We start from the raw sequence: 15210 nt of genomic DNA, 5'->3' as shown, positions 1-15210 counted from the left end.
CGGCAGCGGCTGCGCCGGCAGGGTGTCGGCGGCGCGGCGACGCGAGCCCGCACCCTTCGGCAGCGCTATCACCGTGCTGCGCTCCGCGGCGGGGTAGCGGCCGTCGATGTACTCGCGCAGGGCAGTGATGTTGAGGTAATCGGGCAGGGCCTGGCTGTCGATCAAGTAGCGTTGCTTGACCGTGCCTTCCGGCTCTGCGGCGTCGCTCACGTTGTAGGCCCAGATCTCCTGGATCGGGGTTTCCTGCGCGGTGTTGCGGAAGTGGAGCACGCCGCCGCGCTGGGCGGGAATGTTGTCCACGCTGCGCACCACGCCCTGCGGGCGCTGCAGGATCTTCGTAGCGGGCTGGCCGTTTGCCGAGTGGCTCAGTGACCCGAACGCGGCCCCACGAACTTCCACGCGGTTGACGGTTTCAGTATCGGGAACGGTCAGGTCGAGCTGCTGGCCGCCTTCCACATAGGTGTTCCAGTCCGGCAGCTGGAAGTAGTCGTTGCGGCCGGGCAGGCGCGAGCGGTTGTACACACCGGGCCACGTGGTCTCGGCAATGCCGTCGGTGGCCTTCCACATCCACTGCTTGTGGTCTTTGGTGTCGGCGAACTCGACCTTGCGGATGGACGTGCTCGGGGCGGTCAGCGCTGGGGGCAGCGCGCGGTCCCAGCCGAAGCGGTGGTTCCAGGAGCGCTGGGCGTTCGCCACCGGTACGGCAGAGGCCGGCGCACGATTGGCCGCTAATGCGGCCATGCCCGCCGGATCCAGCAGGCGGTCATAGACGTGGATCTCGTCGAAGTCGCTGCCCCGCAGGAAGTTGTAGCGGCTCTGTACCTGGTAGGGAGCCATCACCCGACCGGCGAGGCCCAGCTGATCCAAAGCGGCATCGTAGTCGGCAGTGGTTTCAACGCGCGCGACTTCCTTGCCGTCCACATACAGACGCACGCCGTGGTCTTCGTCCCAGCCGAAGGCAATGTGCTGCCAGTGGTCGGCCGCAGGCAGGGCATCCAGCTTGAAGGAGACGCGTGTGCGGGCCAGGTTGGCATCGGTCACAAAAGCATCAAAGCCGTGGCCGTTCCAGTCGATGCGCAGCCAGGCCATGTCCCAGCTGCTGTGGTCCGCATAACCGACGCGGAAGATGACGAAGGGTGCCTCACCTACGGCATAGCGCGGGCGCCAGTAGAAACCAAGGGTGCCACGCTGGGCCTGGATGTTGCCCGGCGCATTCCACGACAGCACGCCGTCATCGGCCCACTGGATCGCACGGCCATGCGCGCCATCGGCCACGGTGGTGACCTTGTCGACAAAGTTGGGAATCGCATCGCCCTGTGCGGTGTCAGCCTCAAGGCCGTGCTCGGCCGAGACATGGAACAACAGCTGCGGGGTGTTCTGTGCGGCAGCGGTGCCGGCAGTGGTGAGCAGCAGGGCCAGAAGACTGGCGGACAATGCAGAGCGTTGCAGCATGTGACCTTCCTTTCCACAGCGAGAACGTACGGCGCAACACGCCATCCTCGTCAGCAGAACGGTGCGGTCGGCCACGGCCGCGGTGTCAGCGCAGGGCCGTCAGAAACTAGCAAAGGGAAAACGGGGCGGCATCTTGCGCCGCAGCAGCGGCGTGGTCGCCCACGCCGCTGCGTTCGTGCGGTCAGAACTTGTAGCGCACGCCGAGCATGTACTGCCGCCCGGTTTCGGTGTACTGCAGCGGCAGCTCACCGGTGGCCGGCGAGTACACCCACTCGTCCGAGGCCTCGTTGGTGAGGTTCATGCCTTCCAGGCTCAGCTCCAGCTTGTCGGTGATCGCATAGCGGATCGACGCGTCGATGAAGGTGGTGCCGGTCATGCCGTGGTAGCCGTCCAGGCTGAAGCCGTTTTCGGTACCGGTGACCTGGGTCAGGTAGTCATCGCGGTTGGTCGCCGACACGCGGCCCGAGAACACCTTGCCTTCATAGAACAGCGTGGCGTTCCACGAGTTGCGCGACAGACCGGTCAGGTCCGCTTTCAGCACCGCCTGGCCGGCAGAGTTGATGTACTGGATCTGCGAGTCCACCCAGGTGTAGTTCAACTGCACGCCCAGGTTCGACCAGTTGCCCGGCAGGAAGGTGAAGGGCTGGGTGTAGTTCACTTCCACGCCCTTCAGCTCGCCACCCGGGGTGTTGACCGGCTTGGTGTAGGTGAAGTCGCTGTCCGGGGTCGCACCGGTGCCGTTGAGCAACTCCGGCGGCAGGCCACTGTCGCTGAACGGACGGGTTTCGCGGGTGGTCTGGATGAAGGTGTCGATGTCCTTGTAGAACAGACCGACGCCGGCCATCGCGCCTTCGGAGAAGTACCACTCAAAGCCCAGGTCCACGTTCTTGGCGCGGATCGGATCCAGGTTCGGGTTACCCGTGGAGATCGTGCGCGCACCACCGGCCACGGCCACGGTCGACCCCGGGGTCAGGCTGCCCAGGCCGGGACGGCTCATCACCTTGGCCGCGCCGAGGCGGATCAGGAAGTCCGGGGTGATCTCAGCGACCAGGTTGAACGAGGGCAGGGTGTCGTCGTACTCGCGGTCGACCGTGGTGGACACGGTGGTGGTGGACAGCGTGGACAGACCCGTGGAGCTCTGCTTGGTCTTGACGTAACGCACGCCGAAGTTGCCCGAGAACGGGATGCTGCCCAGTTCGGTCGAGAACTCGCCCATCAGGTAGCCGCCACGGTCCTTCTCTTCGACGCTGCGCACGTTGTTGGCGCGCGGCGCGACGGCGAAGGTGCCGCTGTTGCTGTAGATGTCGAAGTAGTCGGCAACCGCGTCCAGGTTCGGCACCACCCACTGGTTCGGGTTGCCGTTGATACCCTTGAGGCTTGCCGGCTGGGTCATGTCGACCGGCACGATCTTGGTGCCGTTGGCGAAGTTGGGCACGGCCAGTTCGCTGCTGCGACGCAGTTCGGTGGTCTTGAAGGTGTAGTCCTTGGCCAGGATGCCGCCCTTGAGGCGGAAGCCGGGGCTGATGTTCCAGTTGAAGTCGACCTGGCCGGTGTCGAAGTCGTTGTCCACGTACTGCGGACGCAGACGGATTTCGGCCAGCTCCCAGCCGCTGGGATCGGTCGGGTTGATGCCGTAGTTCAGGATCGGGAAGCGGTCATTGCCACGGTAGTCGTAGCTGTAACCATCGACGTCGTACTTGTCCATGATGATGGTGGTCTGGATCGGGTTCTCGTGCTTGGAGCGCGAGATGCCGACCTTGCCGGACAAGGTGAAGTCGTCGCCGAAGCGGTGCTGGCCGTTCAAGGCGATCTGCTTGAATTCGGTGCTCCACTCGTCGTGACGGTTTTCCGTACGGATGTCGACGTTGTCGAACTCGCCGTAGACCAGCGCATTGTTCTCGATCACGCCGTTGTTGACCACGGTCGCCGGCTTGCCGACCAGGCGCGGCGTGGTGCTGGTGCCGCGGCTGAACGAAATGGCCTCGATGTAGTTCTCATCGCGCTCGGCGTCGATCTTCGAGTACAGCGCGTCCAGCGAGATCTCGGTGGCGTCGGTCGGCTTCCACTGCAGGGTACCGGTCACGCCCAGACGCTTCTGCTCGTGTTCCATCTGCACGTAACGCGGGAAGCGCGGGTGGTAGACGTCGGCACTGCGTGCGGCGGTGAACGGCGAGGTCGGGCTGAAGTTGCCGTTGCTGGGGCCATTGGCCCAGCGACCGGTGTTGGAGCCTTCTTCCAGTGCCTGGCGTTCGGAGTAGGCCACCGAAAGCAGCGCGCCGAAGGTGTTGTCGGCCCAGGTGTTGGAAACCAGTGCGGCCACGCGCGGGTCGGCCTTTTCAGCCATGGCGTTATAGCTTGCCTGGCCGCTGGCGGCGAAGGTGAAGCCGTCATAGTCGAACGGGCGGGCCGTACGCAGGTCGACGGTGGCACCCAGCGAGCCTTCCTCCACGTCGGCCGAGGCGGTCTTGCGCACGATCAGCTGCGAGAACAGGTCCGAGGCAAACACGTTGAAGTCGAAGCCACGGCCGCGGTTGGTGCCGCCGCTCTGATCGCCGGCACCCACGGTGGTGAGTGCCTCCATGCCGTTGATGCGGACGCGGGTGAAGTCCGGGCCCAGGCCGCGCACGGAGATGTTGCGACCTTCGCCAGCCTCACGGGTGATGACCACGCCCGGCACGCGCTGCAGCGACTCGGCCAGGTTCAGGTCGGGGAACTTGCCGATGTCTTCGGCGACGATGGCATCGACCACGCCGGACTCACCGCGCTTGATGTCCAGCGCCTTCTCCACGCTGGCGCGGTAGCCGGTGACGGTGACGGTATCCAGTTCAGTGGCGGCGGTGCCGGTCTGCTCCTGGGCCAGCGCGGTGCCACCAAGCGCCAGGCCAATCGAAAGTGCGAGCAAGGTAACCGGTGTCTTTTTCTGATTGATTCGGTATTGCATGTTTTCCCTCTCCCAAGGTGCTACATGAAACAGCAATCCGGCGACGTGTCAGTGCAATGACACCGCTGGTCAGGGCGGACGTTAACAGCACGTAGAGGATCGGGCATCTTGCACCGCAACAGATTTGCAATGTCCCGCAGACGCTTGCAGGACAATGGTTCCACCTTTTCCCATGGGTAGACGGGGCGGCCCGGCCCGCTAGAATGACACCGCTAGCCAAACTGTCTTGGCGCTGTCGCCCGGTCAGTTCCACAACAAGGGATCCATCGCCATGAGTCGTGTTGTCTGTTTTGGAGAGTTGCTGCTGCGCATGAGCGCCCCCGGCCGTGAACTGCTGCTGCAGACGGCGCAGCTGACGGTACACCCCGGTGGGGCCGAGGCCAACGTGGGCGTGTCGCTGGCCCAGTTCGGCCACGACGTTTCCATGGTCAGCACACTGCCGGCCAACCCGCTGGGTCAGTTCGTGGCCGGCGAGCTGCGCCGCCACCGCGTGGACACCCGCCACGTGCAGACCCGCCCGGGTCGCATGGGCCTGTACTTCCTCACCACCGGCGCGGTGCAGCGCGCCAGCGAAGTGGTATACGACCGCGTGGACTCGGCGTTCTCGCTGGGCAGCGCCGCCGACTACGACTGGAACACCCTGCTGGACGGCGTGGAATGGCTGCATCTTTCCGGCGTCAGCCCGGCATTGAATCCGGCCATGGCCGAAGCCACCCTGACCGCCGCGCAGGCGGCCTGCGCGCGCGGAGTGAAGGTGTCGTTCGACGGCAACTTCCGCCCATCACTGTGGGCACGCTGGGAGGGCGATGCACCGCGCATCCTGCGCGAGCTGTTTGCCTGTGCGCACGTGGCATTTGCGGATTACCGGGACATCGGCGTGGTGCTCGGTGGCGAGTTCCCGCAGGCCGACGTCGGCGAACGCGTGGATGCCGCCGCCGCGCAGGCCTTTGCCGCATTCCCGCGCCTGCAGTGGATGGCGTGCACGCAGCGCACGCCGCACAGCGTGGACCATCATTCGCTGGGCGCGATGCTGATCGGTCGCGACGGCACGCGTGCGGTGGCCGCAGCGCGCGAGATGGTCGGCATTGTTGACCGCATTGGCGGTGGCGACGCCTTCGCCGCCGGCATCCTGCATGGCATGATGCGCGACTTCGACCCGCAGGCCATCGTGCGCTTCGGTCTGGCCGCCGCCATTCTCAAGCACTCGATCCCGGGCGACTTCAACCTGGTCAGCGAAGCTGACGTGATGGCCCTGACGGGCGAGGAGCGATTTGATGTCCGGCGCTGATCCGCGCGTACGCGCAGTGTTGAAACTGGCCCCGGTGATTCCGGTATTCACCCCGGAGAACGTGGACGACGCGGTGGCCGTGGCGCAGGCGCTGTTCAACGGTGGTCTGCCCGTGATTGAAGTCACCCTGCGCACGCCGGTGGCGATGGACGCGATCAAGGCGATGGTGGAAGCGGTGCCGGATGCCGTGGTCGGCGCAGGCACGGTGCTGACCGCTGCGCAGATGGAGCAGGTGAAGAAGATTGGCGGGCGCTTCGCGGTGTCGCCGGGTGCGACCGACCGTCTTTACGCGGCGGCGCGCGATACCGACCTGCCGTTCCTGCCGGGCGTGGCCACTTCGTCTGAACTGATGCAAGGCTTGGAGCAGGGGCTGGATACGTTCAAGTTCTTCCCGGCAGTGCAGGCCGGTGGCGTGGGCATGCTGAGTGCATGGAATGGGCCGTTTGGCGATGTGCGTTTCTGTCCCACGGGCGGCATCACCGCGCAGACCGCGCGTGATTTCCTGCATCTGCCGAATGTGTTGTGCGTTGGCGGTTCGTGGTTGACCACGCGGGCGTTGCTGCAGGCGCGTGATTGGGCCGGGATTGAACAGCTGGCGAGGGAATCGGCCGCACTCGTTGGTTGAGGCCCCGTAGTGCCACGCCCTGCGTGGCAACCACGCAACGCGCGGGTTGATCGGGATCAAAGCGGCACAACGCAGCGCGGCGCAGGCTGTAACTCCCCCCCTGTGGAGTTGCAGCCATGAACAAGACGATGAAGGCGGCGGTGGTCCGCGAATTCGGCAAGCCTCTGGTAATTGAAGAGGTCACCGTGCCGCGCCCCGGTCCGGGCGACATCCTGGTCAAAATCGAGGCCTGCGGTGTCTGCCACACCGACCTGCACGCCGCCGAAGGCGACTGGCCGGTGAAGCCGAATCCGCCGTTCATTCCTGGGCATGAAGGCGTGGGCCACGTGGTCGCGGTCGGGCAGGGCGTGACCCACATCAAGGAAGGCGATCGCGTCGGCATTCCCTGGCTGTACTCGGCCTGCGGTCACTGCGAGCACTGCCTGGGTGGCTGGGAGACCCTGTGCGAGGCCCAGCAGAACAGCGGTTATTCGGTGAACGGCGGTTTCGCCGAATACGCGCTGGCCAATGCGGACTACGTCGGCCTGCTGCCCAAGGGCATCGGCTTCATCGAAGTGGCCCCGATCCTTTGTGCCGGCGTCACCGTGTACAAGGGCCTGAAGGTCACCGACACCAAGCCCGGCCAGTGGGTGGTGATCTCCGGCGTGGGCGGACTCGGCCACATGGCCGTGCAGTACGCCAAGTCCATGGGCCTGAATGTGGCGGCCGTTGATATCGACGATGACAAGCTGGCCCTGGCGCAGCGACTCGGTGCCACCGTGACCGTCAACGCGCGCAACACCGACCCGGCCGCATTCCTGAAGAAGGAGATCGGCGGCGCGCATGGTGCGCTGGTCACCGCCGTGTCGCCGAAGGCGTTCGAGCAGGCACTGGGCATGGTGCGCCGCGGCGGCACCGTGTCGCTCAACGGCCTGCCGCCGGGACAGTTCCCGCTGGACATCTTCGGCATGGTGCTCAACGGCATCACCGTGCGCGGTTCGATCGTCGGCACCCGCCTGGACCTGCAGGACTCGCTGGAGTTTGCCGAGCAGGGCAAGGTTGCCGCCACCGTCACCAGTGATTCGCTGGAGAACATCAACGACATCTTCGCGCGCATGCACGCCGGCAGGATCGAAGGTCGCGTGGTACTGGACATGAGCCGCTGAACCACAGGGCGGGTGGGCGCGGGCGCGAGCGGCGATAATGGGGAGGATCCCGCTGCCGCCGACCGCACATGCCCGCCCTGTCACCTTTGAAGACCCTCGCCCTTTCCGTGCTGTGCGTGGTGGTGGCCCTGTTCGTGCTGGGCATGGTCAGCGGGGCTGGCGGCTGGATCGCGCCGTGGGTCGGCCTGGGGCGGGGCGAAGGCCGCCTGGCCTGGGACCTTGGCTGGACGATTCTGGGCGGCTTCGTCGCCTGCGCATTCGCCAGCCGCTATGCGCCTACCTGGCCGTGGCTGCACGGCGGCATCGTGTGGGCGATGATTGTCGGGGCCTCGGCGTTCGCCGCTTGGGACCTCGGCAACGACTTCCCGTTCTGGTTCGTGGCGGTGCTGGTGGCCTCACTGCCGGTGCAGGGGCTGGGCATCTGGTTCGGCGCGAAGTTCCGCCCGAAGCGCTGAAACCCTACTGCAGCAGCCCATGCACTGCCGTGGGGGGGCATGTGGTCCAGCGCCAGCCAGGCGTCTTCCACCACCGCCCGCGCCTGCGGCCAGCCCAGCCGCGAGGCACCGCGCATCTGTTCCCACTGTTCGGCCAGCTCGCCATCGGTGTCGCCGTCATCGCCACGCGGCCAGTCAGCACGGTGGGTGGTCAGCGCGAAGGCGTAAGCCGGGTACAGGTCTTCCCAGCGCCGGCGTGAGGCACTGCGGCGACGCTCGAAGTCGCTTCGCATGTACTGCACGTAGTCCTGTGCCACCGCCTGCGGCTCTTCAGCGCGCGCCTGGCGACGATTGCGCCGGGTCGTTTCGGGCAGCCGGTAGGCGCTGAACACAGCAGGGGCGGTGCGGCGGTCGGGGCGGGGCATGACACGTCTCCGGCAGCGGGCGGGGTGGGCAGGAATAATCCTGCGGCCGTTAGTCAGCCGTGACAGATCCGTTCATGGCGCCATGCACGCCTGCGGCTTCACGTGGAAATGGCCCCCGCTTCACGCTGGTGTTCGCGATGGGACGCGTACGCTGTGGCGCTCACCCCACTGCCGGAGCGCCCGCCATGCCACGCGATCCCCTACGCGAAGCCCACCCGCCCGTTCCGGGCGAACAGCGCGCCAAGCACGATGTTTTCGACGCTGAAGACCGCGGTGCCGGAATGTCACCGTCCCACTCGCCCGAGCATCTGCGCACTGGCGTCGACGCCGTTCACGGCACCCCGGACGAGCAGAAGAACGACCCGGAGCATCGGGAGCAGCAGGACAAGGCCAACGACAACCAGGATGAGGCGCTGGAGGAGACCTTCCCGGCCAGCGACCCTACCTCGCCGTTCGTGCCGGCAAAAGTGCCGAAATGACCCGATCGGTTCATGGCCGCACGACCAACGGTCGTGCGCTACCGTTTACCCGGACAGTCCGGTAGCGCACGACCGTTGGTCGTGCGCCGGCCCTCGGATCACAACCACGACCACTGCAGCCCCACGCTGTACCGCCGGTCCGGTCCCGGCTCGAAATAGCGCTGATTTCCGTCGTTGACGATCACAGACCCCACATAACGCTGATCCAGCGCGTTATCCACCCGCGCAAATGCGCGCAGCGTGCCCTGCGTGTTCCGCCAGTTCCGCGCCGCTTCCAGGTTCAACAACGCGTACCCCGCCGCCGACTCACTGGCCAGGTCATTGACCACGGTATCGCTGGACGCCACCACTTCCCCGGCCCATTGCCAGTTCCCGGGCCGGTAATCCAGCCGTGCGAACGCCTGCTGCTTCGGCACGCCCGGCAGGCGCGACCCCGCCGCCACCACCGTATCCGGCACCGCGCAGCCGCTGTTGGCGCAGGTGGCATACGGTTCGCGCACCGTGGCTTCGATGTACGTGTACGCCAGGGTCAGGTCCAGCTGCGCGGCCAGCGGCTGCTGCAGGCTGGCCTCCACGCCCTGGCGGCGGGTGCGGCCGATGTTGCGGTAGGTGCTGCGGCCGTTGGTGTTGCTGGCCACCGCCACCTCATCATCGGTATCGGCGCGGAACACCGCCGCCTCGAACGCCGCACCACCGGCCCCGCGCCACTTGGTGCCCAGTTCCAGGTTACGGCTGCGCGCCGGGTCGAGGTTCAGCGCCAGCCCGGCCCCGCCGTCATTGCGATAGCCCAGTTCGTTGAAGGTGGGTGTTTCAAACCCACGTCCGGCCGAGGCATACACCCGCCAGGCGTCGCTGGCGTGGAACACCACGCCACCCACCGGGGTGGTGGCGCTGTAGTCGCGTGAGCCGCTGTCGTCCGGATTGCGCGCGGTGATGTAGTCATCGTTGGAGCGGAAACGCACAGCGCTGTGACGCAGCCCCAGCAGCGCGGACCAACGTGGGGCCCACTGCCAGTTCACCTGGGCGAACTGGTCGATGTTGCGCACACGGTCGCGCTGGTCGCGGCGTAGCGCACCACGCACGCCCACGTCGCTGCCGATGAAGTTCTCGTAACCTCGCCGATCCTGCGTCTGCTGGTCGGCATTGGCTCCGATCACCGCCTCCAGCGGCCGGCCCAGCCAGTCGCCGTGCCAGGCCCAGCGCAGGTCCAGCCCGCCATAGTCGCCGTCCAGATCGATCACACCACCCGCATGCAGCGGATTGGCCTGCGGGCCGGGCGGAATGGCCAGGTACTGCTCCACCTCGCGCTGGCCCGCATAGCCCATCGCCCGCCAGGTCTGCGCACCCTCGGTACGGGTGAAGACCAAGCCGGCCTGTCCCTGGCGCACCGATTTGCGGGTGTTGTACTGGGTGGCCACGGCCGTGGCCTGGCGCGGGTTGGCATTGACCTGCGCGCGGGTCAGACCAAGCGGGTCCTGGGCGTCGGGTGCGTCCAGATAGTTCAGCACCAGATCCAGCTGGCCGCCGCCCACGTCCACGCCCAGCCGGCCATTGAAGGACTCGCGCCGCGCCCGGCTGTGCTCGCGCCAGCCGGCAGTCTCGAAGTGGTTGGCCGCCAGGTTGTAGCGCACCGGTCCCTGCTGGCCGCGCAGCTGCGCGCCCGCGCTCAGGGTCGCGTCGCTGCCGGCGGCCACGCGTGCCCGCCACGGGTCGCCTGGCGCGCCGTCGGCGCTCCAGACCTGGACCACGCCGCCGGAGGAGTTGCCGTACAGCGCCGAGAACGGCCCGCGCAGCACCTCGATGCGCTGCGCCGAAAGCAGGCTGGCGTGCGACAGCTGACCCTGGCCGTCGGGCATGGTGGCCGGGACGCCGTCCACCAGCACCCGCACCCCGCGCACCCCGAAGGTGGAACGCGCGCCGAAGCCGCGGATCGAAAGCTGGGTGTCCTGGGCCAGGTTCTGGCGGTCGCGGGCCAGCAGGCCGGGCACGCCGTTCAGCGCTTCGCTGACCTGGGCCAGGGTGCCGATGACCTCGTCGTCCAGCTGCACGGTGCTGATCGAGGCCGGCAGGTCGACATCGGCGACCCGCACGCCGCGCGCGGCCTGCACCTGCACGGTGGGCAGGCGCTCGATGCCGGGGGCCTCGGCAGGCTGGGCCAGGGCGGTGACCGGCAGCGCGCCGGCGACGATGAATGATGAATGGCGCAACAGGGGGATAAAGCGACGCATGCGGGGGCAGGGTCTCCGGTGGGGGGAAGGCCGTCTGTCAGCGTACGGCATGGAAGGTGACGAGAGCGCCCGCGCCCATGCCACGGCTTTGTTACGATGGCGCTGTTTCGGCCCATGCTGCCGCAACACCGAGCGCGAAACCTCCCCCATCCGTCATTTCGAATGAGTACCGCCGTGTCCTTCTTTGCAAACGTGGAACTGGTCCCGGGCGACCCGATCCTGGGCCTGACCGAGGCATACAACGCCGACAGCCGTTCGACCAAGGTCAACCTGGGCGTGGGCATCTATTACGACGAGAGCGGCCGCATTCCGCTGCTGCGCGCCGTGAAGCAGATTGAACAGCAGCTGGCCAACGAGGCCAAACCGCGCGGCTACCTGCCGATCGACGGGCTGCCGGCCTACACCCAGGCCACCCGCGAACTGGTGTTCGGCAAAGACTCGCCGCTGCTGGCCGCCGGCCGCGTCGCCACCTCGCAGACCATCGGCGGCAGCGGTGCGCTGCGCGTGGGCGCGGACCTGCTGCACAAGCTGCTGCCGCATTCCACCATCGCCATCAGCAACCCCAGCTGGGAAAACCACCGCGCGGTGTTCGGCGCGGCTGGCTTTGAAGTGGTGGAATACACCTACTTCGACGCCGCCACCCACGGCGTTGACTTCGCCGGCATGCTGGCCGACCTGGAAAAGCTGCAGCCGGGCACCGTGGTGCTGCTGCATGCGTGCTGCCACAACCCGACCGGTGCCGACCTCACGGTTGAGCAGTGGAAGCAGGTCGCGCAGCTGCTGAAGGACCGCCAGCTGTTCCCGTTCATCGACATGGCCTACCAGGGCTTCGACAAGGGCATCTTCGAAGACGGCGCCGCGGTGCGCATCATCGCGGAAGCCGGCATCGACAGCTTCGTGGTCGCCAACTCGTACTCCAAGTCGTTCTCGCTGTACGGCGAGCGCGTGGGTGCGCTGTCGGTGGTGGCTCCGGACGCGAATGCCGCCAAGGCCGTGCAGTCGCAGGTCAAGCGCATCATCCGCACCATCTACTCCAGCCCGTCCAACCACGGTGCGGCGCTGGTGGCCGGTGTGCTGACCAGCCCCGAGCTGCGCCAGATGTGGGAACAGGAACTGACCGAGATGCGCGAGCGCATCCACGCCCTGCGTCATGGCCTGGTGCAGAACCTGGTCGCCGCAGGTGCACCGGAGTTCGCCTTCATCAACGACCAGGCCGGCATGTTCTCGTACTCGGGCCTGACCCGCCCGCAGGTCGATCGCCTGCGTGACGAGTTCGGCATCTACGCCGTCGGCACCGGCCGCATCTGCGTGGCCGCACTGAACCAGGGCAACCTGGAGTACGTGGCCAAGGCCGTGGCAACCGTCGCCAAGGGTTGATCGACCCGTTAGCACCCGACCGTTGGTCGGGTGACGATCAAACAACGGCCGCCCCGCGCGGCCGTTGTCGTAAGCGCCTTACCGCGCAAAGGCCGCACAGACGCTTTCCCTATAATGGCGGCATGCGCCTGCCTGTCTCGATTCTGCTCGCCGCCCTGCCTGTGGCCGTCCACGCCCAGCCGTCGGAGAGCTACAACATCTATGCCATTCCCTCCCGACCTGTGGTCGAGGCGGTCGCCAAGGTGAGCGACACCCTCGCCGAGGCGGGCATGACCAGTTTCCATCGGCAGGGACACGCGGTGCACGCCACGCTGTACCTCACCCGCTTTCCGACCAGCGCCGAAAGCGCGTTGAAGGCCGCCGTCGCGCGCATTGCGCGCTGCCAGGCCCCGTTTGCCATGCAGGTGAACGGCATCGAGGTCACCCCGTCGAACTGGGTGTTCCTGCATGTGCAACCCAGCCAGGCCCTGCAGCGTCTGGCCGACACGGTGACGCTGGCCGCCGAACCGCTGCGCGACCACAGCGTGGAGGCCCCCGCGTGGATGGCGGCATACCCGGACAAGCTGCCCGCGTTCCAGCGCTACGGCTCGCCGAATGTATTCATGCAATACCAGCCGCACCTGAGTCTGCTGGCCGACGAGAAGAGCCCCGAGCTCGCCGCCTTCGTCGCTGCGGCCCAAGCGCAGCCGCCGCAGGCCAGCGGCGAGGTCACCGGCATTGGCATCGGCGTCACCGATGCCAACGGCCAGATCGTGCGCACGTTGGCCGAGTATCCGCTGCAGGCACCGGGCAAGGACTGCGTCACACCGTAAGACGCGCGCGTGTAACCGTTTACCGCGTTCTCAAGTACACCTGAGTCCTTTTTTGCGGCGACAATACGGCCCCCGAATGTCTTTGGCAGTCATTTCATGTCCCGTACGTCACTCACCCGGTACCTGATCGAAGAACAGCATGCCGGCCGCATCAACGCCGACCTGCGCCAGCTCATCGCCGTCGTCGGCCGCGCCTGCACCAGCATCTCCATCGCGGTCAGCAAGGGCGCACTGGGTGGCGTGCTTGGCGATGCCGGCACCGGTAACGTGCAGGGCGAAGCGCAGAAGAAGCTGGACGTGATCAGCAACGAGATCCTGCTCGAGGCCAACGCCTGGGGTGGCCACCTGGCCGCCTGTGCCTCGGAAGAAATGGACCACTGCCAGCCGGTGCCGGACACCTACCCGCGCGGCGACTTCCTGCTGCTGTTCGATCCCCTCGATGGCAGCTCCAACATCGACGTGAACGTGTCGGTCGGCACCATCTTCTCGGTGCTGCGCTGCCCCCCGGGCACCGAGCAGCCCAACGATGAAAGCTTCCTGCAGCCGGGCACCGCGCAGATTGCCGCCGGTTACTGCATCTACGGGCCCAGCACCCAGATGGTGCTGACCACCGGCCACGGCACCCATGCCTTCACCCTGGACCGCGAGAAGGGCGAGTTCGTGCTGACCACGCCGAACATGCAGATTCCCGCCGAAACCCAGGAATTTGCCATCAACATGTCGAACCAGCGCCATTGGGAAGCCCCGATGCAGAGCTATGTGCAGGACCTGCTGGCGGGCAAGGAAGGCGCACGCGGCAAGAACTTCAACATGCGCTGGATCGCAAGCATGGTTGCTGACGTGCACCGCATCCTGACCCGCGGCGGCATCTTCATCTACCCGTGGGACAAGAAGGACCCGAGCAAGGCCGGCAAGCTGCGCCTGATGTACGAGGCCAACCCGATGGGTCTGCTGGTGGAACAGGCCGGCGGTGCTGCCACCACCGGCCGCGAGCGCATTCTGGACATCCAGCCGGACCACCTGCACCAGCGCGTGCCGGTGTTCCTCGGCTCGAAGAACGAAGTGGCCGAAGCCACCCGTTACCACCGCGAGCACGACGCCAAGTAACCCGGCGAATGGGTTCCCGCGTAGGGACGCGCCATGCGCGTCCTTGGGAACCCCTGCCACGCGCGTGACAGTGGGGTGACATCCGGCCTAACACCCGGCACCATCGGGTGCGAATGCTCACGGACCGACCCATGACCGCCGAAACGCCGCGTGACTTCATTGAAGTAATCCACAACGCCATCCCCGCCGAGGCGTGCGCCGCGATCCTGGCGCAGATGCGCGCCAGCGCCCAGCTGCAGCCCGGTGAAGTGGGCAGTGGTGTATTCCCGGAACTCAAGCACAGCAAGGACCTGCGCATCAGCGGCCGCGCCGAATGGCAGCAGGTGGAAATGCTGCTGCAGCAGGCCGTATTCAAAGGCGTATTGAGTTATCTACGCCGTTATCCACAGGCGTTGATCTCGCCGTTGATGTTGCAGGTTCAAGACACCGACGGCAGTGCACGTCGACTAGCCGCCGATGACTTCCCCGGCATGGAAGACGCCCAGCTTTCCGAACTGGCCCGTACGTGCCTACGCCCCGGTGCCATCAACCTGCAATGGTATGCGGCAGGCGAGGGTGGGTACCCGTATTGGCACTGCGAGTTGTATCCCCGCGATCCCGCCGGCGAGACCCTGCACCGGCACCTGCTGTGGACGCTTTACCTCAACGACGACTTCCAGGCTGGGGAAACCGAGTTCCTGTTCCAGGAGCGGAAGATCGCGCCGCGTACCGGCAGTCTGTTGATTGCGCCGACGGCGTTTACGCATACGCATCGGGGCAACCGGCCCGAGGGTGGGGACAAGTTCATTGCGACCAGCTGGATTCTGTTCCAGAGCGCGCAGCGTCTTTATGGCGGCGGCTGACCCGTCCCGGTAGCGCCGGCCGTTGGCCGGCCCTCGACACCGCCTGGGCCGGCCA

General features: G+C 66.6%; 12 protein-coding genes and 1 pseudogene. 9 read left to right on the top strand and 4 right to left on the bottom strand.

Annotated features, from left to right (window positions below; genetic code table 11):
* Both EGJ34_RS16120 and EGJ34_RS16115 read right to left on the bottom strand, forming a co-directional pair.
* Window positions 1–1452: LamG domain-containing protein (locus EGJ34_RS16120; RefSeq protein ID WP_148100512.1), on the bottom strand; the 1452-nt coding region annotated here is incomplete at its 3' end.
* 181 nt (window positions 1453–1633) lie between these two features.
* A complete protein-coding gene (locus EGJ34_RS16115; protein WP_125361516.1) occupies window positions 1634–4393 on the bottom strand; it encodes a TonB-dependent receptor in 2760 nt (919 codons plus the stop codon).
* Window positions 4394–4658: 265 nt separating this feature from the next.
* On the opposite strand from EGJ34_RS16115, the gene EGJ34_RS16110 reads away from it, so the two are divergent.
* From EGJ34_RS16110 to EGJ34_RS16095, 4 genes are all read left to right on the top strand, one after another.
* Window positions 4659–5681, top strand: a complete 1023-nt coding sequence (locus EGJ34_RS16110) for a sugar kinase (RefSeq protein WP_185750209.1) — start codon at window positions 4659–4661, stop codon at window positions 5679–5681.
* Complete coding sequence (gene eda / locus EGJ34_RS16105) at window positions 5668–6306, top strand: bifunctional 4-hydroxy-2-oxoglutarate aldolase/2-dehydro-3-deoxy-phosphogluconate aldolase (RefSeq protein ID WP_125361514.1); 639 nt, start codon at window positions 5668–5670, stop codon at window positions 6304–6306. The genes EGJ34_RS16110 and eda overlap by 14 nt, the downstream gene beginning before the upstream one ends.
* Window positions 6307–6422: 116 nt before the next feature.
* Window positions 6423–7451 (top strand): alcohol dehydrogenase AdhP, encoded by a 1029-nt coding sequence (gene adhP / locus EGJ34_RS16100; RefSeq protein WP_125361513.1) that lies wholly within the window; start codon window positions 6423–6425, stop codon window positions 7449–7451.
* Between the two features lie 68 nt (window positions 7452–7519).
* Window positions 7520–7906, top strand: coding sequence for a hypothetical protein (locus EGJ34_RS16095; protein WP_125361512.1), 387 nt, complete (start codon window positions 7520–7522; stop codon window positions 7904–7906).
* Between the two features lie 35 nt (window positions 7907–7941).
* Here EGJ34_RS16095 and EGJ34_RS22860 read toward each other — a convergent pair.
* Window positions 7942–8310: pseudogene (locus EGJ34_RS22860) on the bottom strand (hypothetical protein); the annotation flags it as partial.
* Between the two features lie 185 nt (window positions 8311–8495).
* On the opposite strand from EGJ34_RS22860, the gene EGJ34_RS16085 reads away from it, so the two are divergent.
* On the top strand, window positions 8496–8789 hold the full coding sequence (locus EGJ34_RS16085) for a hypothetical protein (RefSeq protein ID WP_125361511.1): 294 nt from the start codon (window positions 8496–8498) through the stop codon (window positions 8787–8789).
* 98 nt (window positions 8790–8887) lie between these two features.
* On the opposite strand, the gene EGJ34_RS16080 is transcribed toward EGJ34_RS16085, so the two are convergent.
* Window positions 8888–11017, bottom strand: a complete 2130-nt coding sequence (locus tag EGJ34_RS16080) for a TonB-dependent receptor (RefSeq protein WP_125361510.1) — start codon at window positions 11015–11017, stop codon at window positions 8888–8890.
* A gap of 174 nt (window positions 11018–11191) precedes the next feature.
* Between EGJ34_RS16080 and EGJ34_RS16075 the strand changes: the two genes are divergently transcribed.
* From EGJ34_RS16075 to EGJ34_RS16060, 4 genes are all read left to right on the top strand, one after another.
* Window positions 11192–12394: an amino acid aminotransferase gene (locus EGJ34_RS16075; protein ID WP_125361509.1), complete on the top strand. Its 1203-nt coding sequence runs from the start codon at window positions 11192–11194 to the stop codon at window positions 12392–12394.
* A 122-nt stretch (window positions 12395–12516) separates the two neighbouring features.
* Window positions 12517–13206 (top strand): 2'-5' RNA ligase family protein, encoded by a 690-nt coding sequence (locus EGJ34_RS16070; protein WP_125361508.1) that lies wholly within the window; start codon window positions 12517–12519, stop codon window positions 13204–13206.
* Window positions 13207–13302: 96 nt separating this feature from the next.
* Window positions 13303–14313: a class 1 fructose-bisphosphatase gene (locus tag EGJ34_RS16065; RefSeq protein ID WP_125361507.1), complete on the top strand. Its 1011-nt coding sequence runs from the start codon at window positions 13303–13305 to the stop codon at window positions 14311–14313.
* 131 nt (window positions 14314–14444) lie between these two features.
* Entirely contained in the window at window positions 14445–15155 is a 711-nt protein-coding gene (locus EGJ34_RS16060; RefSeq protein ID WP_125361506.1) for a 2OG-Fe(II) oxygenase, read from the top strand.
* Window positions 15156–15210 lie beyond the last annotated feature (55 nt).

Origin of the sequence: Stenotrophomonas sp. 278 (assembly GCF_003935715.1) — a bacterium.
Taxonomy (GTDB): domain Bacteria; phylum Pseudomonadota; class Gammaproteobacteria; order Xanthomonadales; family Xanthomonadaceae; genus Stenotrophomonas; species Stenotrophomonas maltophilia_AH.
This window is presented reverse-complemented; position numbering and strand designations above follow the sequence as displayed.